Source organism: Nonomuraea sp. NPDC004702 (assembly GCF_053601695.1).
In genome coordinates this window covers 280,652-301,954 of the sequence record NZ_JBSGCE010000005.1, presented here as the reverse complement: position 1 = coordinate 301,954, position 21,303 = coordinate 280,652, and the positions used below count along the sequence as shown (strand labels likewise).

Annotated in this window: 17 protein-coding genes and 1 rRNA gene; 17 read left to right on the top strand and 1 reads right to left on the bottom strand. The window is 70.6% G+C overall.

Translation table 11 applies throughout. The annotated features are described in order from the left end of the window. A 5S ribosomal RNA gene (rrf, locus tag ACWEJ6_RS10020) occupies positions 1-92 on the top strand; the annotation flags it as partial. A gap of 122 nt (positions 93-214) precedes the next feature. Here the strand turns inward: rrf and ACWEJ6_RS10015 are convergent. Then, on the bottom strand, positions 215-1,048 hold the full coding sequence (locus tag ACWEJ6_RS10015; RefSeq protein WP_452422769.1) for a carbohydrate-binding protein: 834 nt from the start codon (positions 1,046-1,048) through the stop codon (positions 215-217). A 155-nt stretch (positions 1,049-1,203) separates the two neighbouring features. Between ACWEJ6_RS10015 and ACWEJ6_RS10010 the strand changes: the two genes are divergently transcribed. The 16 genes from ACWEJ6_RS10010 (at position 1,204) to proB (ending at position 21,301) form a co-directional block, all read left to right on the top strand. Continuing rightward, complete coding sequence (locus ACWEJ6_RS10010) at positions 1,204-2,529, top strand: bifunctional folylpolyglutamate synthase/dihydrofolate synthase (protein WP_364329579.1); 1,326 nt, start codon at positions 1,204-1,206, stop codon at positions 2,527-2,529. Next, positions 2,526-2,867 carry a DUF4233 domain-containing protein gene (locus ACWEJ6_RS10005; RefSeq protein ID WP_397178180.1) on the top strand — a complete coding sequence of 114 codons (342 nt, stop codon included), beginning with the start codon at positions 2,526-2,528 and terminating at the stop codon, positions 2,865-2,867. Before ACWEJ6_RS10010 ends, ACWEJ6_RS10005 begins: the two co-directional genes overlap by 4 nt. A gap of 11 nt (positions 2,868-2,878) precedes the next feature. Then, positions 2,879-4,456 (top strand): hypothetical protein, encoded by a 1,578-nt coding sequence (locus tag ACWEJ6_RS10000; RefSeq protein WP_452422766.1) that lies wholly within the window; start codon positions 2,879-2,881, stop codon positions 4,454-4,456. Positions 4,457-4,622: 166 nt separating this feature from the next. Beyond that, a complete protein-coding gene (gene ndk, locus ACWEJ6_RS09995) occupies positions 4,623-5,033 on the top strand; it encodes a nucleoside-diphosphate kinase (RefSeq protein ID WP_352358020.1) in 411 nt (136 codons plus the stop codon). Positions 5,034-5,306: 273 nt separating this feature from the next. Further along, entirely contained in the window at positions 5,307-6,338 is a 1,032-nt protein-coding gene (locus ACWEJ6_RS09990) for a rod shape-determining protein (protein ID WP_352328454.1), read from the top strand. Further along, complete coding sequence (mreC, locus tag ACWEJ6_RS09985) at positions 6,338-7,216, top strand: rod shape-determining protein MreC (RefSeq protein ID WP_387663371.1); 879 nt, start codon at positions 6,338-6,340, stop codon at positions 7,214-7,216. The genes ACWEJ6_RS09990 and mreC overlap by 1 nt, the downstream gene beginning before the upstream one ends. Positions 7,217-7,306: 90 nt before the next feature. After that, a complete protein-coding gene (gene mreD / locus ACWEJ6_RS09980) occupies positions 7,307-7,771 on the top strand; it encodes a rod shape-determining protein MreD (protein ID WP_352328456.1) in 465 nt (154 codons plus the stop codon). Next, positions 7,768-9,816, top strand: a complete 2,049-nt coding sequence (gene mrdA, locus ACWEJ6_RS09975; protein WP_387663373.1) for a penicillin-binding protein 2 — start codon at positions 7,768-7,770, stop codon at positions 9,814-9,816. Before mreD ends, mrdA begins: the two co-directional genes overlap by 4 nt. Next, on the top strand, positions 9,813-10,976 hold the full coding sequence (gene rodA, locus ACWEJ6_RS09970) for a rod shape-determining protein RodA (RefSeq protein ID WP_358283960.1): 1,164 nt from the start codon (positions 9,813-9,815) through the stop codon (positions 10,974-10,976). Before mrdA ends, rodA begins: the two co-directional genes overlap by 4 nt. 69 nt (positions 10,977-11,045) lie before the next feature. Further along, on the top strand, positions 11,046-12,956 hold the full coding sequence (locus tag ACWEJ6_RS09965) for a TIGR03960 family B12-binding radical SAM protein (protein WP_387663376.1): 1,911 nt from the start codon (positions 11,046-11,048) through the stop codon (positions 12,954-12,956). Positions 12,957-13,108: 152 nt separating this feature from the next. Next, on the top strand, positions 13,109-13,861 hold the full coding sequence (locus ACWEJ6_RS09960) for a TIGR03936 family radical SAM-associated protein (RefSeq protein WP_352329263.1): 753 nt from the start codon (positions 13,109-13,111) through the stop codon (positions 13,859-13,861). A gap of 693 nt (positions 13,862-14,554) precedes the next feature. Beyond that, on the top strand, positions 14,555-17,311 hold the full coding sequence (locus ACWEJ6_RS09955) for an Rne/Rng family ribonuclease (protein ID WP_452422762.1): 2,757 nt from the start codon (positions 14,555-14,557) through the stop codon (positions 17,309-17,311). A 208-nt stretch (positions 17,312-17,519) separates the two neighbouring features. Next, on the top strand, positions 17,520-17,822 hold the full coding sequence (gene rplU / locus ACWEJ6_RS09950) for a 50S ribosomal protein L21 (protein WP_049575732.1): 303 nt from the start codon (positions 17,520-17,522) through the stop codon (positions 17,820-17,822). A 15-nt stretch (positions 17,823-17,837) separates the two neighbouring features. Next, entirely contained in the window at positions 17,838-18,095 is a 258-nt protein-coding gene (rpmA, locus tag ACWEJ6_RS09945) for a 50S ribosomal protein L27 (RefSeq protein WP_012893687.1), read from the top strand. 138 nt (positions 18,096-18,233) lie between these two features. After that, positions 18,234-19,586 (top strand): GTPase ObgE, encoded by a 1,353-nt coding sequence (obgE, locus tag ACWEJ6_RS09940; RefSeq protein ID WP_452422760.1) that lies wholly within the window; start codon positions 18,234-18,236, stop codon positions 19,584-19,586. 593 nt (positions 19,587-20,179) lie between these two features. Continuing rightward, a complete protein-coding gene (proB, locus tag ACWEJ6_RS09935; RefSeq protein ID WP_387663382.1) occupies positions 20,180-21,301 on the top strand; it encodes a glutamate 5-kinase in 1,122 nt (373 codons plus the stop codon). Positions 21,302-21,303: the final 2 nt, after the last annotated feature.

The window sequence follows — 21,303 nt, the reverse complement described above, 5'->3', positions numbered from 1 at the left end:
CACCCGGTTACATTCCGAACCCGGAAGTTAAGCTTCTCTGCGCCGATGGTACTGCACTCGGGAGGGTGTGGGAGAGTAGGTCACCGCCGGACAATCTTTCGAAAGGGCCCCACACGCTTGTGTGGGGCCCTTTCGCATTCACCGGCATGACAACACGAACAGGGCCACCCCCAGCAGCCGGGGTGGCCCTTTTTTGCGTTCGGGGACCAGTGGGTCAGACGCGCTGCCACAAAGCCGGCACGTTGGGTGGCTCCCAACCGGCCATTGACGTGTGCCCTTGCAGGCACCGGTACGTCGACCCGCCGTAGGTTACCTGGTCACCCGCCTGGTAGGTCACCCCAACCTTCCAGGTTCCGCCGCCCGGAGACGGGCTAGTCGTGGGCGTGGGAGTGGGCGTCTGTGTGGGTGGCACGCCCTGCACGTTGAGCACGAAGTCGAACGTCGCCTCTTTCCCCGAGCCGACGGGGCGGACGTTCATGAGCAGTCTCGGGTCGTAGATGCTGTCGGTGTTGTTGCGCGGCTCGCCCGGGAAGTAGAGCTGCGTGGTGAGGATGCCACGGCCCGGAGCCTGCGCCTTGACGTGGATGTGCCGGGTACGGCCGGGGTAGAGGCCGGGCACGATGGTGGTGAGCTTGAAGGCCCCCTGGGCGTTCGTGTACTGGTGCCCCCGGAAGTTGTACGTGACGTTGTCGTAGTTGCCGTTGGCGTCGGCCTGCCAGAAGTCGAGCAGGACGTTCGCCAGTGGCTGACAGGACAGTCCGAACACGTATCCGCTCACCGTCAGCGGGGTGCCCGAGCCGGGGAGGGTCGAGCGCTGGGGGGAGTTGGGCTTGAAGTAGGGGCCCTCGGTCTGCGAGATCGTGAGATCGTCACCGTCGTCGCAGAACGGGGTGGGCTCCAGCTGCTGGCCGGTCCCGGCCATGGTGCGGGCCAGGGCCGGCACCTCGCCGATCAGGAACGGGACCGGTGTCGCTATGAGAGCCGCCTTGAACAGCGCCTTTCTGGTGATGCCGCGCTGCCTTTCCTCGCGAGTGTTCTCGCCTTCCACGATGGCCTCCTTGAAAGCGCCTGCTGGGGGGTAGAGCAGGCTGTTCTCCAAGGTGGCACCCTGCGGCGGAGGTGAGTACCCTCTAATTTTCTATACGATTCACGATATGTTTGCCCCGCGTCCAGACCGCTACGCGTGGTCAGTAGGGTTGAGGGGTGGATTATCGTGCGGTTGAACGTGCCATCCTGGAGCGGGGCGTCGAGTGGGATTTCGAGCCGACGCTCGACAGGATCGCTGCGCTCATGGATTTGCTCGGCTCGCCTCAGCGGGCGTACCCGGTCATACACATCGCCGGCACCAACGGCAAGACGACCACGGCGCGGCTGACGGAGGCGCTGCTTCGCGAGCGCAACCTCAGGGTGGGCCGGTTCACCAGCCCGCACCTGGTCACCGTGCGCGAGCGCATCACGGTCGACGGCGAGCCGCTGAGCGAGGAGCGCTTCGCCGAGGTCTACGAGGAGATCGCGCCCTACGTCGAGCTGGCTGACGCGCAGGGGCACCGGCGCATCCAGTTCTTCGAGCTGCTGACAGCCATGGCGTTCGCGGCGTTCGCCGACACGCCGGTCGACGTCGCGGTCATCGAAGCCGGCATGGGCGGTTCGTGGGACGCGACGAACGTCGCCGACGGCCTGGTGTCGGTCATCACGCCCATCTCCCTCGATCACATGGATCGTCTGGGGCCTGACATCCCGAGCATCGCCGGGGAGAAGGCCGGGATCATCAAGCCGGGCGCCACGACCGTGCTCGCTCAGCAGGAGCTGGCCGCGGCCGAGGTGCTGATGCGCCGCGCGGCCGAGGTCGGCGCCGTGGTGGCCCGCGAGGGGCTGGAGTTCGGCGTGCTCGGCCGGGAGATGGCGATGGGCGGGCAATTGCTCACCCTGCGCGGGCTCAAGGGCGTCTATGACGAGATCTACCTGCCGCTCTACGGCAGCTACCAGGCCAGCAACGCGGTGTGCGCGCTGGCCGCCGTCGAGGCGCTGACCGGTGGCGACGATCCGCTCGACGCGGATCTGGTGCGCCAGGCGTTCGCCCAGGCGGCCTCGCCCGGCCGGATGGAGGTCGTACGGCATACACCCACGGTGGTGATCGACGCGGCGCACAACCCCGGCGGGCTGGAGGCGAGCCTGGAGGCGCTGCACGAGGCGTTCGACTTCGCCAAGGTGATCGGCGTGGTCGCCGTCATGCGCGACAAGGACGTCGAGACCCTGCTGGAGCTGCTGGAGCCGATGCTCGACGAGATCGTGGTGACGCGTAACTCCTCGCCCAGGTCGTTGTCGGCGCAGGAGCTCGCCGCGCTGGCCGTGCCGCTGTTCGGCGAGGACCGTGTGCACGTCGTCGAGCGGCTCGACGAGGCCATCGACAGGGGTATCGGCATCGCCGACGCGGAGGGCGAGTTCAGCGGGACGGGGGTGTTCATCACCGGTTCGGTGGTGACTGCCGGAGATGCCCGGCATTTGCTCAAGGCGGATGGTGTGAGATGAATTTCGAGGTCACACCGGGCATGCGCAGGCTCGGCGCGAGCGTGCTCGGCATGGAGGCCATCGTGGCCGGGCTCATCACGCCGGTGGCGATCACCGTGGGCGGCGTGGCCCCTGCACTCGCCGTCGCGGTGGGCATCGGGCTGCTGGTGTTGTGCGTGGTCGCCGCGGGCCTGCTCAAACGGCCCTTCGGGTACGTCATGGGCAGCGTCATCCAGGTGCTGGCCATCGCCACGGGCTTCCTCGTGCCGACCATGTTCTTCCTCGGCGCGATCTTCGCGGCGCTGTGGATCACCGCGATTATCGTAGCTCGCCGTGTCGAGGGCGTGACTTCCCGCTAAAGTCGGCCTACATGGCCGTCCCCCCGATTCAACGGTCGCCGCTTCCGGCTGGCCTCAGACATTCCTGGCTGCTCGACGTGGTGCTCGGGCTGCTCGTCCTCGTGGCGTTGCCGCTGGCGATCGTCACGATACCCAACACGCTGTCCGTGGTCGCCGACCTGTTGCCGGGCGACTTCGACCAGATCGGGCTGAGCCGTACGCACGGGCTGGCGCTGCCCGCCCTGATGCTGACGGTGCCGCTCGCGGCGGTCGCGTTGCGGCGGATGAAGGTGGCTCACGTGCTGGTCGCGGGGCTCGCGCTGGTGGCGGTGGCCGACGCGGCGGGCGGATACGCGGCCTCAGAGCTGGTCGTCGGCGTCGTACGCGTGCTGCGCGGCGTCGGTGGCGGCCTGATCGTGCCGGCCACGCTGGTGGCGGTCTGGGACCGTACGCCCGCATTGCGTGGCCTGTGGGCCGGGGTGTTGTGCGTCAGCCTGCTGGAGGCTCAGGCGCTCGCGCTCTGGCCGCTGGTCGACGTGACGAGCTGGAAGGTCACGTTGCAGCCGTACCCGATGGCCACCGGGGTCGCGCTGGCGCTGGCGGCGGCGTACCTGCTGGTCTGGAGGTTCGCCGGACGGGCGCCCGCGCCCGCGCCGGACGCCAGGGAGCGCAGCCGGCTGCTGCTCGCGGCCGTGCCCGCGGCGGCCATCGCGGTCGTGGCGGTCAGCACGGCGAGCGCGGGATGGGGCGTCGTCCCGGTGATCCTGCTGGCGGGGGTGGCGATCGCCGGGCTGCTGGCGCTCGGCTCGATCGGCCGGGCGGAGGGCCGCACGCACGCGTACACGATGGTGGCCGTCGGGGTGGTGCTGCTGCCGAGCACGGCGCAGGTCACGCTGGTGGAGATGGGTGGTCTGGGCGGGCCGGGGCTGCGCGGGCTGTGGACGCCGTTCGGGGTGGCGGCGGTGCTCGCGGTCGTCGCCGGGGTGGGCGTGCGCATGTTCGCCAAGGGCGTGGGGCGGCTGGCGGCGCCGCTCGGGCTGCTGGCGATGGTGGTCGGCCTGTGCTCGGTGCGACTGGTCGTCCCGTCGGCCGACGGGCTGGTGCTGGCGGTGCCGTTCACGCTGCTCGCGGTGGGCGCCACCGTGGCGGTCACGGCCACGCTCGGCGAGGTCGGGATCGGGGCGGCGGCGTTCGGGCTGTCGCTGGGCGTCGCGGGGGTGCTGGCGGGCTATCTGCTGGGCACCGGCGTGCAGATGTGGATGCTGGAGGGGGTCGGGTCGCGCCAGGAGCTGGTCGACAGCTTCGTGGGCGCGTTGCACTGGTGGGCGTTGATCGGCGGGTTCCTGCTGGTGGGCGTGATCGTGCTGGCGGCGGTGATGGGGCGGCGGCCGTCCCGGGAGGAGGAGCCGTCGTCCGGTGCGGAGCCGGCGGAGGTCGCGGTCGCGGTCGGGGCCGGTCGTGAGCGCGGGGCCGCGGCGCAGGAGCCGGTCACGACGTGGGGCTCGGTCGTACCCGAGGGCTCTCCCGCGCCCGAGGAGGACGAGCCCGCCGAGCCCGTGCCCGCGGTGCCGCCGCAGGCGCCCTCCCCGGAGGACGGCGAGCGGTCCTGAAGTCCTCGCCCGCGCGCGTCATGCCTGTGGCGCCGAGGGTGTGGGTGCGGACGGTAAGCTGAGCGACGGCTATGGCGACGCGAGGGCCCGTGCCCCGCGGAGCGCCCTCGTGGTCAGGCCAGGCGCCCGTAGCCGCGACCCGAATCTGTTCAAAGGAGAACCACACGTGTCCGAGCGCACTCTTGTCCTGATCAAGCCCGACGGGGTGAAGCGTGGCCTCATCGGTGACGTGATCGCCCGCGTGGAGCGCAAGGGCCTCAAGGTCGTGGCGATGGACCTGCGCACCCTCGACGCCGACACCGCCAAGGCGCACTACGCCGAGCACGCCGAGAAGCCGTTCTTCGGCGAGCTGGTCGACTTCATCACCTCGGCGCCGCTCGTGGCCCTGGTCCTTGAGGGCCCGCGCGCCATCGAGGCCTTCCGCGCGCTGGCCGGCGCCACCGACCCGGTCAAGTCCGCCCCCGGCACCATCCGCGGCGACCACGCCCTGGAGATCGGCGAGAACGTCGTCCACGGCTCCGACTCGCCCGAGTCCGCGGCCAGGGAGATCAAGATCTTCTTCCCCGACCGCTTCTAGCAGTCAGCTTCACCCGCGCGCCCGCCGGCTTCACGCCGTGCGGGCGCGTCTTTTTGTCGGCGGCGGGTTGTAGCGTTCACCGAGTCTGGCAGGCGCGGGCGCAGTTGATCCGGTCGTGTGGGTGCAATTCGGGCAAAATCCAGGTTGAGGTAGGGGCTGGAGATTTTTGTGGAGCGCGAGGGCTCATTGCGCTCACTGGTGGGTACGTCACGTTACGATTCGAATTCGATCCGTAGTCATTCGCGAACGACGATACGGAGGGCTCCGTTCCCCATGGGCAGCAAGCTCGCGTTTCTCGGCCGTGACATGGCGGTCGATCTGGGCACCGCCAACACGTTGGTATACGTGCGTGGCCGGGGCATCGTGCTCAATGAGCCGTCAGTCGTAGCGATCAACACCACCACAGGCAAGATCGTGGCGGTGGGCATCGAGGCAAAGCGAATGATCGGTCGTACGCCCGGCAACATCGTCGCGGTCCGCCCGCTGAAGGACGGCGTGATCGCCGACTTCGACGTCACCGAACGGATGTTGCGCTACTTCATCCAACGAGTGCACAGACGACGCCATTTCGCCAAGCCGCGCATCATCATCGCCGTACCGAGCGGCATCACCAGCGTCGAGCAGCGCGCGGTGAAGGAAGCCGGATACCAGGCCGGCGCAAGGAAGGTCTACATCGTCGAGGAGCCGATGGCCGCCGCCATCGGGGCCGGCCTGCCGGTGCACGAGCCCACCGGGAACATGGTGGTCGACATCGGCGGCGGCACCACTGAGGTGGCCATCATCTCGATGGGCGGCGTGGTCACCAGCCAGTCGATCAGGATCGGCGGCGACGAGCTCGACCAGGCGGTGATCACGTTCGCCAAGAAGGAGTTCTCGCTGATGCTCGGCGAGCGCACCGCCGAGGAGATCAAGATGGCGATCGGGTCGGCCTGCCCCAACGGCGAGGAGACCCACGCGGAGGTGCGGGGGCGCGACCTGATCAGCGGACTGCCCAAGACGATCATCGTGTCGAGCGAGGAGATCCGCAAGGCCACCGAGGAGCCGGTCAACGCGATCGTCGACGCGGTGAAGACCACCCTCGACAAGTGCCCGCCCGAGCTGTCGGGCGACATCATGGACCGCGGCATCGCCCTGACCGGCGGCGGTGCCCTGCTCAAGGGGCTCGACGAGCGGGTCAAGGCCGAGACCGGCATGCCCGTCCACCTGGTGGAGAACGCCCTCGACTCGGTCGCCATCGGCTCGGGCAAGTGCGCCGAGGAGTTCGAGGCCCTGCAGCAGGTGCTCGTTCCGGAGTCGCGGCACTGATGAGAGATTCGCGCCGGGCCCGGCTGATCCTGGGAGTGCTGCTGATGGCGGCGCTGGTCGTCCTGACCATCGACCATCGTGCGGGCGACAGCTCACCGCTGCGTCCGCTGCGCTCGGCGGGGGCCTGGGTGTTCGGCGCGGCCGAGCGGTTCGGCGGGGGCGTGGTGCGTCCCGTCGGCGGCTTCCTGCACGCCCTGGCCAGCGCGCCCAGCGCGCAGCGGCACATCGAGCAGCTCCAGGAGGAGAACGCCAGGCTGCGGGCCGGGCTGTCCTCCAGCACGCTCGACGCCACCCGCTCGGCGGAGCTGAAGAAGCTGCTCGGCCTCTCCGGCACCGGCGGCTACAAGGTGGTCACGGCCAACGTGGTGGCCAGGCGCGGGCAGCCGGGGTTCGAGGACAGCGTGCAGATCGACGTGGGCACCGGTGACGGGGTGCGTCCCGACATGACGGTGCTCAACGGTGACGGGCTGGTCGGCCGGGTCATCCACGCCTCGTCGGCCACCTCCACGGTGGTGCTGCTCAGCGACCCCGCCTCGGCCGCCGGGGGGCGGCTGGAGGGCGGCCAGGAGATCGGCGTGGTGCACGGGGTGGGCGAGAACGGGCGGCTCGTGCAGTTCCGGCTGCTCGACTCGACGGCGCCGATGGAGCGGGGCGGGCGCATCGTCAGCTTCGGCTCCAAGAACGGGCGGCCGTACGTGCCGGGGGTGCCGATCGGAGTGATCGAGCGGGTGGAGTCCACGCCGGGGGAGCTGACCCGCATCGCCTACGCCAGGCCGTTCGCCGACCTGACGGCGCTCGACGTGGTCGGCGTGGTGGTCGAAGGGCCCAAGCGGGATCCGCGTGACGCGGTCCTGCCGGTCAAGGAGGGGGCGCGGTGATCGGCGACGGCACGCCCTCCGGCGAGGCCGCTGCTGGTGTGGTGATCGGGGGATGAGAAGCGTGCTGCTTTCGGCGGGGACGGAGGCGCGGTGATCGGGGCGATGGTCGTGGTGCTGGCGTTGCTGGCACAGGTCATGCTGGTCAACCGGCTGCCGTTGCCGGCGGGCGGCGCGCCTGACCTGGTGCTGCTGGCGGTGGTGGGCATGGCGCTGGAGCGCGGGCCGGTGGCGGGGGCGATGGTCGGCTTCTTCTCGGGGCTGCTGGTGGACCTGGTGCCGCCGACGGCGCATCTGATGGGCCAGTACGCGTTCGTGCTGGCCGTGGTCGGTTATGTGGCGGGGCGCGGCGCGGGCGGGCCGGCGACGACCGTCGTGCTGTGCGTGCTGATCGCGCCGCTGGTGGCCGTGGGGGTGGCCGGGCTGCTGTCCGATCCGCGGGTGTCGCTGGCGACGCTGACCCAGCAGGTGCCCGTCACCGTTCTCTACACGCTCATCGTGGCGCCGGTGGTGATCTGGCTGGCCACCCGGGGGAGACAGCCGAGGTACTCGACATGATCCGCATGCGTACCAGGTTGCTGGTGCTGCACGTCCTGGTGGTGCTGCTGCTCGTCGTGCTGGCCGTACGGCTGTGGCAGGTGCAGGTCGTGCGCGGCCAGGAGTTCGTGACCAGGGCGATGGAGACCAGGACGCGCACGGTGATCGTGCCCGCGGTGCGGGGGCAGATCCTCGACTCGTCGGGGCGTCCGCTGGTGCGCAACAGGACGGCGCTGGTCGTGTCCGTCGACCGGACGAAGCTGAACAGGATGCCGGGCGGGGGGATGAGCGTGCTGCGCAGACTCTCCTCGGTGCTCGACCGGCCGGTCAAGGACCTGCGGCAGCGCATCACGCCCTGCGGGCCGGGGGTGGGCAAGCCGTGCTGGACGGGGTCGCCGTACCAGCCGGTTCCGCTGGACGAGAAGGTGGACACGCGTGAGGCGTTGCAGATCCTGGAGCGGCAGGAGGAGTTCCCGGGGGTGACCGCGGAGATCCACTCCGTCCGGCAGTACCCGGGCGGACGGGCCGGGGCGCAGATGCTGGGATACCTGCAGCCGGTGACCGAGGCGGAGCTGGAGAAGCGCGAGGGGCTCAAGGCCAGCTTCTCCGGTGTCGACCTGGCCGGGCGCGACGGCATCGAGTACGTCTACGACGACGCGCTGCGTGGCAAGTCGGGGCTGCGCAGGGTGCAGGTCGACCGGATGGGCAAGGCACTCGGGGTCGAGGAGCAGGTGCCGCCGGTCGCCGGCGACCACCTGGTGACCAGCATCGACGCGCGGGTGCAGGCGGTGACGGAGAAGGCGCTCGCCAACGCGATGAAGAACGCGCCCGGGGCCGACGGCGGCGCCGCGGTGGTGCTCGACGCGCGTTCCGGGCGGGTGGTGTCGGTGGCCAGCGCGCCGGGGTACGACCCGGAGATCTGGGCCGGTGGCATCTCGGCCAAGGGTTACCAGTGGCTGTTGTCGGACAAGTCGGGTAAGCCGCTGGTGTCGCGGGCGATCAACGGGCAGTTCGCGCCCGGTTCGACGTTCAAGGTGTCGTCGGTGTCGGCGATGTTGCGGGCCGGGTATCCGCTCAACGGCACGTACGACTGCCCCGGGGCGTACATGGTGGGCGACCGGTCCTTCAGCAACTTCCGGGGGATCGGCCTCGGGCAGATGAACCTGCACACGGCGCTGGTCAAGTCGTGCGACACCATCTTCTACCGGGCGGCGTACGAGCAGTACCTGAAGGACGGCGGGCGCAACCCGAAGAAGCGCACGAAGGAGGTGTTCGCCAACACGGCCAGGGCCTTCGGCTTCGGCCGGCCGACCGGGGTCGACCTGCCGGGCGAGTCCTCCGGGCGCATCCCCGACCGGGCCTGGAAGAAGGACCTGTGGAACCGCACCAGCGCCACGAGCTGCGAGCGGTCGCGCAAGGGATATCCGGAGGAGAAGGACCGGGCGCGGGCCGACTTCCTCAAACGCCTGGCCCTGGAGAACTGCACCGAGGGCTTCCTGCTGCGGCCCGGTGACTCGGCCAACTTCGCCATCGGCCAGGGCGACGTCCTGGTGACGCCGATGCAGCTCGCGCGGGCGTACATGGCGCTGGTGAGCGACGGCAAGGTCCGCAGCCCGCGCATCGGGTGGGCGCAGGTGAGGCCCGACGGCAAGGTGGTCAAGACCATCGACGTGCCGGTGGTCGGCAAGCTGCCGATCAGCGACAAGGAGCGTAACTACATCAAGAACGCGCTGAGCCAGGTGCCCTCCGACGGCACCGCGGCGGGGGCGTTCACCGGCTTCCCGATGGACAAGGTGCGCATCGGCGGCAAGACCGGTACCGCGGAGGTGTGGGGCAAGAAGGACACCTCGTGGTTCGCGTCGTTCGCGCCCACCAACAATCCGCAGTTCGTGGTGGTCGTCATGGTGTCGCAGGGCGGCATGGGCGCCTCGACCGCGGCGCCGGCCGCACGCGAGATCTACGAGGGCATCTACGGCTTCAAGGGGCAGCCGGCCGCCGTGCCCGGCGGAAGACTCCCGACCAAGCTGCCAAAGTTCGCGCCCGACGGGACGGTGATCCACCAATGAACCGCGCCGTGGCCGCGCGGCGGCCCTCGCTCATCCAGCGGGCGATCGGCGAGCACTCGGTGGTGCGCCGCATGGACGGGCTGATGCTGGTCGCGGTGGCCGGGCTGTGCCTGATCGGCACGCTGCTGGTGTGGTCCTCGACCCGCACGTGGGCGCCCGGCGCCACCGGGCTGGTCAAGAAACACCTGCTCAACGAGGTCATCGGCGTCACCCTGTGCGCCGTGGTGGCGATGGTCGACCATCGGGCGATGCGGGCGTACGCGCCGCTGGTGTTCCTGGTGTCGCTGGTGGGGCTGGCGCTGGTGATCACGCCGCTGGGCGCGACGATCAACGGGTCGCACTCGTGGATCCTGCTCGGAGGCGGGTTCGCGGTGCAGCCGTCGGAGTTCGCCAAGGTCGGGCTGCTGCTGATCATCGCGATGCTGCTGGCCCAGCCCGCCGAGGGCAGCGACCGGCCGCGCGCCCTGGACATCACGCTGGCCCTGGTCGCGGCGGGTATCACGATGGGGCTGGTGATGCTGCAGCCCGACCTCGGCACGGCGCTCGTGCTCGCCGTGATCACGGCCGCGGGGCTGGTGATCGGGGGCGTGCGCAAGCGGTGGATCGTCGGGCTGGTGCTCGTGGCGGCGGCCGGGGTGTTCTGCGTGTTCTGGTTCAACCTGCTGGAGCCGTACCAGGTGGCGCGGTTCACCGCGTTCGTCGATCCGAAGGTCGATCCGCGCGGGGTGGGCTACAACAGCACGCAGTCGCTGATCGCGATCGGTTCCGGGCAACTGCTGGGCAAGGGGCTCTTCGGCGGCGGGCAGACGACCGGCCGGTTCGTGCCCGAGCAGCACACCGACTTCATCTTCACGGTGGCGGGGGAGGAGTTCGGGTTCATCGGGTCGGTCACCGTGGTGCTGCTGCTCGGCGTGGTGCTGCTGCGCGGGCTGAAGGTCGCCAGGCACTGCGACGACCGGTTCGGCACGCTGGTCGCGGGCATGATCGTGTGCTGGTTCGCGTTCCAGACGTTCATCAATGTCGGGATGACGATCGGGATCATGCCGATCACCGGTCTGCCGCTGCCTTTCGTGTCCTATGGCGGCACTGCCACGTTCGCGAACCTCATGGCGGTAGGGCTGCTTCTGGCCATCAGGGTGCGGCGGCAGTCGTTCAACTGAGCGCGTAACGGGGGCCGTCCGCCGGCGGGCCGGATTTGTCACCGTCCGCGCGCCGCTACCCTGGACGGTATGCCTGTCGAGTCGATATTCCACCGCCTGGAAGCGCTGCTGCCCAAGGTGCAGAAGCCCATCCAGTACGTCGGGGGTGAGCTCAACTCGACCGTCAAGGACTGGGACTCCGCCGACGTACGGTGGGCGCTGATGTACCCGGACGCCTACGAGGTCGGGCTGCCCAACCAGGGCGTGGCGATCCTCTACGAGATCCTCAACGAGCTGCCCCGCACCCTGGCCGAGCGCACCTACGCGGTCTGGCCCGACCTGGAGGCCCTCATGCGGGCCGAGGGCGTGCCGCAGTTCACCGTCGACGCGCACCGGCCGGTGCGCGCCTTCGACGTGCTCGGCCTGTCGTTCTCGACGGAGCTGGGCTACACCAACATGCTGACCGCGCTCGATCTGGCCGGGATCCCGCTCAACGCGGTCGACCGGGGCGAGGACGACCCGATCGTGCTCGCCGGCGGTCACGCGGCCTTCAACCCCGAGCCGATCGCCGACTTCCTCGACGCGGCCGTGCTCGGCGACGGCGAGCAGATCTCGATCGCCATCTCCGAGGTCATCCGTGAGTGGAAGGCCGAGGGGCGTCCCGGCGGGCGCGACGAGCTGCTGATGCGGCTCGCCGAGTCCGGCGGCGTCTACGTGCCCAAGTTCTACGACGTCGACTACCACCCCGACGGGCGCATCAAGCGGGTCGCGCCCAACAGGTCCGACGTGCCGTGGCGGGTGCACAAGCACACCGTGATGGACCTCGACGAGTGGCCCTATCCGAAGAAGCCGCTGGTGCCGCTGGCCGAGACGGTGCACGAGCGGTTCAGCGTGGAGATCTTCCGCGGCTGCACGCGCGGCTGCCGCTTCTGCCAGGCGGGCATGATCACCCGTCCGGTGCGGGAGCGTTCGATCACCACGATCGGCGCCATGGTCGACAACGGCATCAAGGAGTCCGGCTTCAACGAGGTCGGCCTGCTGTCGTTGTCCTCGGCCGATCACTCCGAGATCGGCGAGGTCGCCAAGGGCCTGGCCGACCGCTACGAGGGCACCAACACCTCGCTGTCCCTGCCCTCGACCCGGGTCGACGCGTTCAACATCGACCTGGCCAACGAGTTCTCCAGGAACGGCAGGCGCTCGGGTCTCACGTTCGCCCCCGAGGGTGGCTCCGAGCGCATGCGCAAGGTGATCAACAAGATGGTCACCGAGGAAGACCTCATCCGCACGGTCACCACCGCCTACTCGCAGGGCTGGCGGCAGGTGAAGCTCTACTTCATGTGCGGGCTGCCCACCGAGCAGGACGAAGACGTGCTCGGCATCGCCGACCTGGCCAAGAAGGTCATCCAGGCGGGCCGCGAGGCGACCGGCAGCCGCGACATCCGCTGCACCGTCTCCATCGGCGGATTCGTGCCCAAGCCGCACACCCCGTTCCAGTGGGCCGGGCAGGCCGACCACGAGACCGTCGACCGGCGGCTCAAGGCGCTGCGCGACTCGCTGCGCGGCGACAAGCAGTACGGCCGGGCCATCGGCTTCCGCTACCACGACGGCAAACCGTCCATCGTGGAGGGCCTGCTCTCGCGCGGCGACCGCAGGGTCGGCGCGGTGATCAGGGCCGTGTGGGAGGCCGGCGGCAGGTTCGACGGGTGGAGCGAGCACTTCTCCTACGACAGATGGATGCAGGCCGCCGAGAAGGCGGGCGTCGACGTCGACTGGTACACCACGCGTGAGCGGGCCGAGAACGAGGTCCTTCCGTGGGACCACCTCGACGCCGGGCTCGACCGCGAATGGCTCTGGCAGGACTGGCAGGAGGCCGTGTCCGGTGGCGAGGTCGAAGACTGCCGCTGGACCCCGTGCTACGACTGCGGGGTCTGCCCGACCATGGGCACCGAGATCCAGATAGGCCCGACAGGGCGCAAGCTCCTTCCTCTCACCGTGGTCTAGCGCGCTCAGTGGGCGAGCCGTGTCACGGCGTACACATACACGTGTCGCGGCGGCTTATCCTGGGAGAAGGAACTCTGACAAGGGAAGGACGCAAAGCTCTGAAACCTGTTCCCGACGGGCCTCCGCCCGCGCCTACGGTGCAGCGCCTTCGTGTGCGTTACGCCAAGCGCGGACGTCTGCGCTTCACCAGTCACCGCGACATCTCGCGGGCCGTCGAGAGGGCGGTCCGCCGTGCCGGCATTCCGGTGGCCTTCAGCGCGGGCTTCTCGCCCCATCCGAAGATCTCCTACGCGGGCGCAGCGCCGACCGGTGTCGCCAGCGAGGCCGAATACCTCGAGATCGGTGTCACCAGGCTGTGCGACCCCGAGCAGGTCAAGTCGAGCCTGGACGCGTCACTGCCGCCCGGTCTCGACGTGCTCGACGTCGTGCAGGCGGGCCCGGGGGGGCTGGCCGACCGCCTGGAGGTCTCCGACTGGGAGGTACGCCTGCCCGGGGCCGATCGCGAGCTCGCCGAGACGGCGGTGGAGAAGTTCCTCGCGGCGGGCACCGTGGAGGTCGAGCGCCTCACCAAGAAGGGCCCCCGGCGCTTCGACGCGCGGGAGGCCGTCCTGGGGCTCGTGGTGTCCGAGGGAACAGACAGAACCGCAGCTCAGGTGCCAGGACAGACGTGTGTCATACTGCGCATGGTTGTTCGGCACATGACGCCTGCCGTTCGACCCGATGATGTGCTCACAGGGCTGCGCCTTGTGGCCGACTTCGCGCCGCCGGTCCCCCCCGAGGTGACCAGGCTGGCGCAGGGGCCGCTCGACGCCGGTACCGGTGCGCTTGCCGACCCGCTCGGCCTTGACCGCGATACGACGCGCGGCGGCGAGGCGGGACCGGCGGGTGAGCACGTCGTCGGCTAAGGAGGTGCCCTGCGCGAGCGGGGCGCCACCGCTGACAGGACTTGGCGCCCGCGCCTCCTTTCCGGAGGCGGGGGCGGACAACGAGACACGAGGGCTCCTGCGCGGCGCGGCGACGCGCCCGGGAGCTGACGGGAGAGCGCCCGCATGCTCGACAACGAGCCCAACGCCGGGGCCACTGGCCCTGACGGGGAGACAACTGAACAGCCCAAGGTGACCAGGCGCCGCCGTTCCGCGAGCCGCCCGGCGGGTCCTCCGCCGGAGCTGCCGGAGGAGCCGGCCGCCACCGCCCCGATCACCGTCGCGGCCGCCCAGGCCGCGCCGTCGGTTGCCGACGTGCAACCGGTGCAGACCAACGCCGTGCAGCGCGCTGCCGGCGAACCCGCGCCCGACGCCGGGCGCGGCCGGAGAACCCGGGCCCGCGCGGCGGCGCCCGAAACGCCGGCAGGCCCGGCCGGAGCCGCCGACGGCGGCCCGGAGGGCGTTCAGGCACAGGCCGGCGCGCCCGAGAGCGCCGTGGCTGGAGCCGGTGCGCCGCAGGGTGCCTCCGCTGTGGCCGGTGCGCCTGAAGGCGCCGCGACCGGTGCCGGTGCGCCTGAAGGTGCCGCGATCGGTGCTGGCGCGCCTGAAGGTGCCGTGACTGGCGTCGGCGCGCCTGGTGGCGCCGCTGCCCGGGCCGGTGTTTCTGAAGGTGCCGTGGCCGGGGCCGTCGTGCCCGAGGGGCCGGCGCCGCAGCAGGCCGAGAGCCCTGCCGCCTCGCAGGCCGGCACGTCGGCAGAACCCGCCGTGGAGCCCGTCGTGGCGCCGGTCGTCGAGCGGCGGGAGGCCGCCGGGCAGGTGGCCGGCGCGGCCGAGCCGGTCGCGGCGCCCGTGGTGCAGAGTCCGGGCGCGCCGGAGGCCGAGAGCCCCGCGTACGCGGGTGGCCCGGCCGAGGCCGACGAGGTGGCCAGTGTGGTCGAGGCCGCCATGGCCGAGGCCGTGGTGGAAGCCGCCGACGTTCCCGAGGAGAAGCCCAAGAGGGCCACGCGCACGCGGTCCACCGCGACCACGACGCGCCGCCGTACGACCAAGAAGGCCGAGCCGGAGGACGCGGGAGCGCTCCCGGAGGAGGAGGCCGAGGCGCCGAAGCGGCGGCGTACGCGGAAGAAGGCCGAAGAGGTCGTCGTGGAGGCGCCGGCGGGCGCCGACGTCGAGGTCGTCGCGACGCCCTCCGACGTCGAGGTGGCCGTCACCGTGCCCGAGGCCGCCGAGGCGGCCGACGAGGACATCCTGGAGATCCTGCCCGAGGACGAGCCGCTCGACGACGAGCCCGCCGGCGAGGACCTCGACGAGGACGTCGACCGGCCGAGCCTGCTCGCCGACCCCTTCGGGCTGAGCGCGCGCAGGCACGACGAGCCGGGCACGGCGTTCCAGCGTCCCGCGGCCATCTTCGCGCCGCTGTTCCAGGCCCCCGACCCCAGCCAGGGCAAGCCCGCCGTGATCCGGCGGCCCGAGCCGGAGCCGGAGCCCGAGGAGATCGAGGAGCTGGTCGACGAGACCGTCGTCGAGGACGAGGGCGACCTCGACACCTCCGACGAGCAGGAGGAGGAGGGCGGCGGCCGTCGTCGCCGGCGCCGTCGCGGCGGCCGGGGCCGCGGCAAGTCGCGCGAGCGTGACGAGGCCGAGGACGGCGAGGAAGGCGACGAGGAGGAAGGCGAGGACCAGGGCGAGGAGGCCCAGGAGGAAGAGGCCGCCGGCTCGCGCCGCCGTCGCCGTCGTCGTCGCCGCGGCACCGAGGAGACCCTGGAGCCCTCCAGCGACGACCCGCCGAACACGGTGGTGCGCATCCGCGCGCCGCGCTCCGGCCGTGCCGCCTCCCTGGAGACCGCCACCGACGGCGTGCAGAGCGTGCGCGGCTCGACCCGCCTGGAGGCCAAGAAGCAGCGCCGCCGCGAGGGGCGCGAGCTCGGCCGCAGGCGTCCGCCGATCATCACGGAGTCGGAGTTCCTGGCCCGCCGTGAGTCCGTCGACCGCATGATGGTGGTGCGCCGTCAGGGCGACCGTACGCAGATCGCGGTCCTGGAGGACGGCGTGCTCGTCGAGCACTACGTCAACCGCGAGGCCAGCCAGTCCTACGTCGGCAACGTCTACCTGGGCAAGGTCCAGAACGTGCTGCCGTCGATGGAGGCCGCGTTCGTGGACATCGGCAAGGGGCGCAACGCCGTCCTGTACGCCGGTGAGGTGAACTTCGACACAGCCGGGCTGGAGGGCCAGCCCAAGCGCATCGAGGCGGCGCTGAAGTCCGGCCAGTCGGTGCTGGTGCAGGTCACCAAGGACCCGATCGGCCACAAGGGCGCCCGGCTCACCTCGCAGATCAGCCTGCCCGGCCGCTACCTGGTGTACGTGCCGGACGGGTCAATGACCGGCATCAGCCGCAAGCTGCCCGACAAGGAACGCACCCGGCTCAAGAGCATCCTGAAGAAGGTCATGCCGGAGAACGCCGGTGTGATCGTCCGCACCGCGGCCGAGGGCGCCTCCGAGGACGAGCTGGCCCGCGACGTGGCCCGGCTGTCGGCCCAGTGGGAGAACATCCAGAAGAAGGCCAAGTCGGCCAGCCCGCCCGAGCTGCTGTCGGCCGAGCCCGACCTGACCATCCGGGTCGTGCGCGACGTGTTCAACGAGGACTTCACCTCGCTGGTCGTGCAGGGCGACGACGCCTGGGACACCGTCGACGACTACGTCAAGTACGTCGCGCCGCACCTGGGCGAGCGCCTGTCGCGCTGGGACACCGGGCAGGGCGACGTGTTCGAGTCGTACCGGATCGACGAGCAGCTGGGCAAGGCGCTGGAGCGCAAGGTGTGGCTGCCGAGCGGCGGCTCGCTGGTGATCGACCGTACCGAGGCGATGACCGTCGTCGACGTCAACACCGGCAAGTTCACCGGCCAGGGCGGCAACCTCGAGGAGACCGTCACCAGGAACAACCTGGAGGCGGCCGAGGAGATCGTGCGCCAGCTGCGGCTGCGGGACATCGGCGGCATCATCGTGATCGACTTCATCGACATGGTGCTGGAGTCCAACCGCGACCTGGTGCTGCGGCGGCTGCTGGAGTGCCTGGCGCGCGACAGGACCAAGCACCAGGTCGCCGAGGTGACCTCCCTGGGCCTGGTGCAGATGACGCGTAAGCGGGTCGGTCAGGGGCTGCTGGAGGCGTTCTCGACGGCCTGTGAGTGCTGCAACGGGCGCGGGCTGATCGTCTCGACCGAGCCGGTCGAGACCAAGCCGGAGCCGCGCGGCACGCAGGGCAAGATGGCGATCGAGAAGGCGGTCTCGGACAAGGTTTCCGCGGCCAAGGACTCCGCCAGCCGTGATACCGTGACCGGTGCGCTTGATGACGTCCCGGCTGAGGACGACCAGGCCAGCCAGACTTCCGGCAGAGGGCGGCGACGCTCCCGCCGAGCCAAGTCCGCCGAGTAGCCTCGGCAGGCTTCCGACGATCCGTCCGGTTCGCCTAGGGCACCGTTAAGCGGTACCCTGGTGAATCGGTGCGTCAGGTGACGTGCCCTGTTGGCGCGCTTACTCGGTTCGTCGGTTTGAGACAGGCCGAATGATAGGCGCAGCATTCGGCGGCCGCCTCGATGCGGGGCGGCTGAGGTCAACAGCGAGTCAGTAGAAGGGTTCCGCGGTGTACGCGATCGTTCGTTGCGGCGGCAGGCAGCAGAAGGTCTCCGTCGGTGACGTCCTCGAGGTGGACAAGGTCGCCGGCGAGGTCGGCTCTTCGGTTTCGCTGCCGACGGTGCTCGTCGTCAACGACGGCGATGTGACCACCGAGGCGGGCAAGTTCACGGTCAGCGCCGAGATCCTCGGCGAGACCAAGGGCCCGAAGATCCGCATTCTCAAGTACAAGAACAAGACCGGTTACAAGAAGCGCCAGGGTCACCGTCAGCGGTACACCCAGGTGAAGATCACCGGTATCGACCAGGCCTGATCGGGAGTTTGAGAGATGGCACACAAGAAGGGCGCGTCGTCCACCCGGAACGGCCGTGACTCCAACGCTCAGCGCCTGGGCGTCAAGCGCTTCGGCGGCCAGCTGGTGAACGCGGGCGAGATCATCGTTCGTCAGCGCGGCACCCACTTCCACCCCGGCGACAACGTCGGCCGTGGTGGCGATGACACGCTGTTCGCGCTGGCCGCCGGCCACGTGCAGTTCGGCGTCAAGCGCGGTCGTCGCGCCGTCAGCATCGTTCCCGTCGCGGAGTAATCAGCTTCGCTTCGGTGTTGCTTCAAGGGGTGGATCGCCTGTCGATCCACCCCTTAGGCGTTTTCTGGGGGCCCTGCGGGGGCGCCATGTTGTGATTGATCTTGTATTGCCCTGGTGGGCTTGATGGAGGAGAGCTGGATGCCGGACTTCGTGGACCAGGTGGTCCTGCACGTCAAGGCCGGTGACGGAGGGAACGGGTGCGCCTCCATCCACCGGGAGAAGTTCAAGCCGCTCGGCGGCCCCGACGGGGGGAACGGCGGCCGTGGCGGCGACGTGATCCTTGAGGTCGATCCCAATACCGCGACCTTGCTGGACTACCACCGCCGTCCCCATCGCAAGGCCGACAACGGCAAGCAGGGGCAGGGCTCCAACCGCGACGGCGCCAAGGGCGACGACGTGATCCTCGCCGTCCCGAACGGGACCGTGGTGAAGGACGCCAACACCGGTGAGGTCCTGGTGGACCTCGTGGGGGCCGGCACCCGGTACGTGATCGCGCAGGGCGGTCACGGCGGGCTCGGGAACGCCGCGCTGGCCACGTCCCGGCGGAAGGCGCCCGGGTTCGCGCTGCTGGGCGAGCCCGGCGACGGGCTCGACGTCATGCTGGAGCTCAAGAGCGTCGCCGACGTGGCGCTGGTCGGGTTCCCCAGCGCCGGCAAGTCGTCGCTGATCGCGGCGCTGAGCGCGGCCAAGCCGAAGATCGCGGACTATCCGTTCACCACCCTCATCCCCAACCTGGGGGTCGTGACGGCCGGCGAGAACGTGTTCACGGTCGCCGACGTGCCCGGCCTGATCCCGGGGGCCTCGCAGGGCAAGGGGCTCGGGCACGAGTTCCTGCGCCATGTCGAGCGCTGCGACATGCTCGTGCACGTCATCGACTGCGCGACCATGGAGCCGGGGCGCGACCCGGTCACCGACTACGAGGTGATCGAGGCCGAGCTGCGGGCGTACGGGAAGCTTGAGGACCGGCCGCGGATGATCGTGCTCAACAAGGCCGACGTGCCCGACGCGCGGGAGCTGGCCGACCTGGTCAGGGCCGAGTTCGAGGAGCGGGGGCTGCAGGTCTTCGTCATCTCGGCGGCCACGCACGACGGGTTGCGGGAGCTCACGTACGCGATGGGCGAGTGGGTGGCGGCGGCCAGGGCCAACAAGCCGGTCGAGGAGCCGACCCGACTGGTGATCAGGCCCAAGCAGCTCGGCGAGGCCGGGTTCAAGGTGCGGCGGGTCAACGAGAACATGTTCCAGGTCACCGGGGAGAAGCCCGAGCGGTGGATCCGGCAGACCGACTTCAGCAACGACGAGGCCGTCGGGTACCTGGCCGACCGGCTCGAACGGCTCGGCGTGGAGGATGAGCTGGTCAAGGCGGGCGCCAAGGCGGGGGCCGAGGTGGTCATCGGGCCGATGGAGGGCGGATACGTCTTCGACTGGCAGCCGACGCTCAGCGCCGAGTCGGTGCGGCAGGGGCCGCGCGGCTCGGACAACCGCCTGGTCTGACCGCTGCCGGGGGGTGACGGTCGTCTTGGCGTGACTGCCGCCTGGCGTGGCCGCCGGCTGGTAACCGTCGTATGGGGTGGTCGCCGGCTGGTAACCGTCGTATGGGGTGGTCGCCGGCCGGTGACCGCTGTTTGAGGTGACCGTCGTACGGTGTGGCCGTCGGCTGGTGATGCCGTGTGTGTGGTCGCCGACTGGTGGCCGTCGTTTGGGGTGACCGTCGGCTGGGGCCCTTGTATGGGTGACTCCAGGCGGCGGGTGTGTCGCGAACGTGCCTGTCGGTGGTTCTCGTGGCGGGATCGCTGCGGGTTCCACGGGGGTGAAGCGGCCGGGGGTGGTGGTCGTCGGTGGATCGCCGCCCTTCTGTGCGGGCGGCTCTGGCGGCGGTGGCCGTGCGGGGGGACCGCTGTGAGTCCACGGGGGCAAGTGGCTGGAGGCGGTGGCCCAGCGGGGGGTCGCTGAGGTCTCTTGGGGGTGACGGCCCCCGGGGGCGGGGGGCGTACGGGGGGCCGCCGGTGTGGCGCGCGGCGGTTGCGGTTCTGCGGGGGGTGAAAGCGGGACGGGGGTGGGGGTGGGGCGCGGATAGGCTGTCAGGCGTGCGGGAACAGATCAGCTCAGCGTCGAGGGTCGTCGTCAAGGTCGGCTCCTCCTCGCTCACCACCCCCCAGGGCATGATCGACGTGGACCGGGTCGACGCCCTGGTCGACGTCCTGGCGGCGCGGCGGCGTGCCGGGGCGCAGATCGTGCTGGTGTCGTCGGGAGCGATCGCGGCGGGTCTCGGCCCGCTGGGGTTGTCGGCGCGGCCACGCGACCTGGCCACCCAGCAGGCGGCGGCCTCCGTCGGCCAGGGGGTGCTGGTCGCGCGCTACACCTCCTCCTTCGCCCGCTACGGCCTGCGCGTCGGCCAGGTGCTGCTGACCGCCGACGACATGATGCGCCGCGCCCACCACGCCAACGCCCAGCGCACCCTGGCCCGGCTGCTGGAGCTGGGCATCGTGCCGATCGTCAACGAGAACGACACGGTCGCGACCGACGAGATCAGGTTCGGCGACAACGACCGGCTCGCCGCGCTGGTCTCCCACCTGATCCACGCCGACGCGCTGGTGCTGCTGTCCGACGTCGACGCCCTCTACGACGGCCCGCCGAGCCGGCCCGGCTCGCGCCGGCTGGCCGAGGTGCGCGGCCCCGAGGACCTGGTCGGCGTCGAGCTGGGCAGGAACGGCGCGGCGGTCGGCACCGGCGGCATGGTGACCAAGGTCCAGGCGGCCAGGATCGCCACGGGCGCGGGCGTGCCGGTCGTGCTCACCGCCGCCGCCCACGCCGCCCAGGCGCTCACCGGCGCCGACATCGGCACCTACTTCCACCCCGGCGGCCGCCACCCAGGCACGCGGCTCCTGTGGCTCGCCCACGCCACCACCGGACGCGGCCGGCTGCACCTCGACCAGGGGGCGGTCGAGGCGATCGTGGGCCGGCGCAAGTCGCTGCTGCCCGCCGGCGTGACATCCGTGGAGGGTGAGTTCGCCGCGGGCGACCCGGTCGACCTGTGCGGGCCGCAGGGCGGCGTGGTGGCGCGCGGCCTGGTCAACTTCGACGCGGTGGAGATCCCGGGGCTGCTCGGCCGCTCCACGAAGGAGCTGGCCAGCGCGCTCGGTCCGGAATATGAACGCGAGCTGATCCACCGCGACGACATCGTCATACTGGAAACCCGTCACCAGTGAGG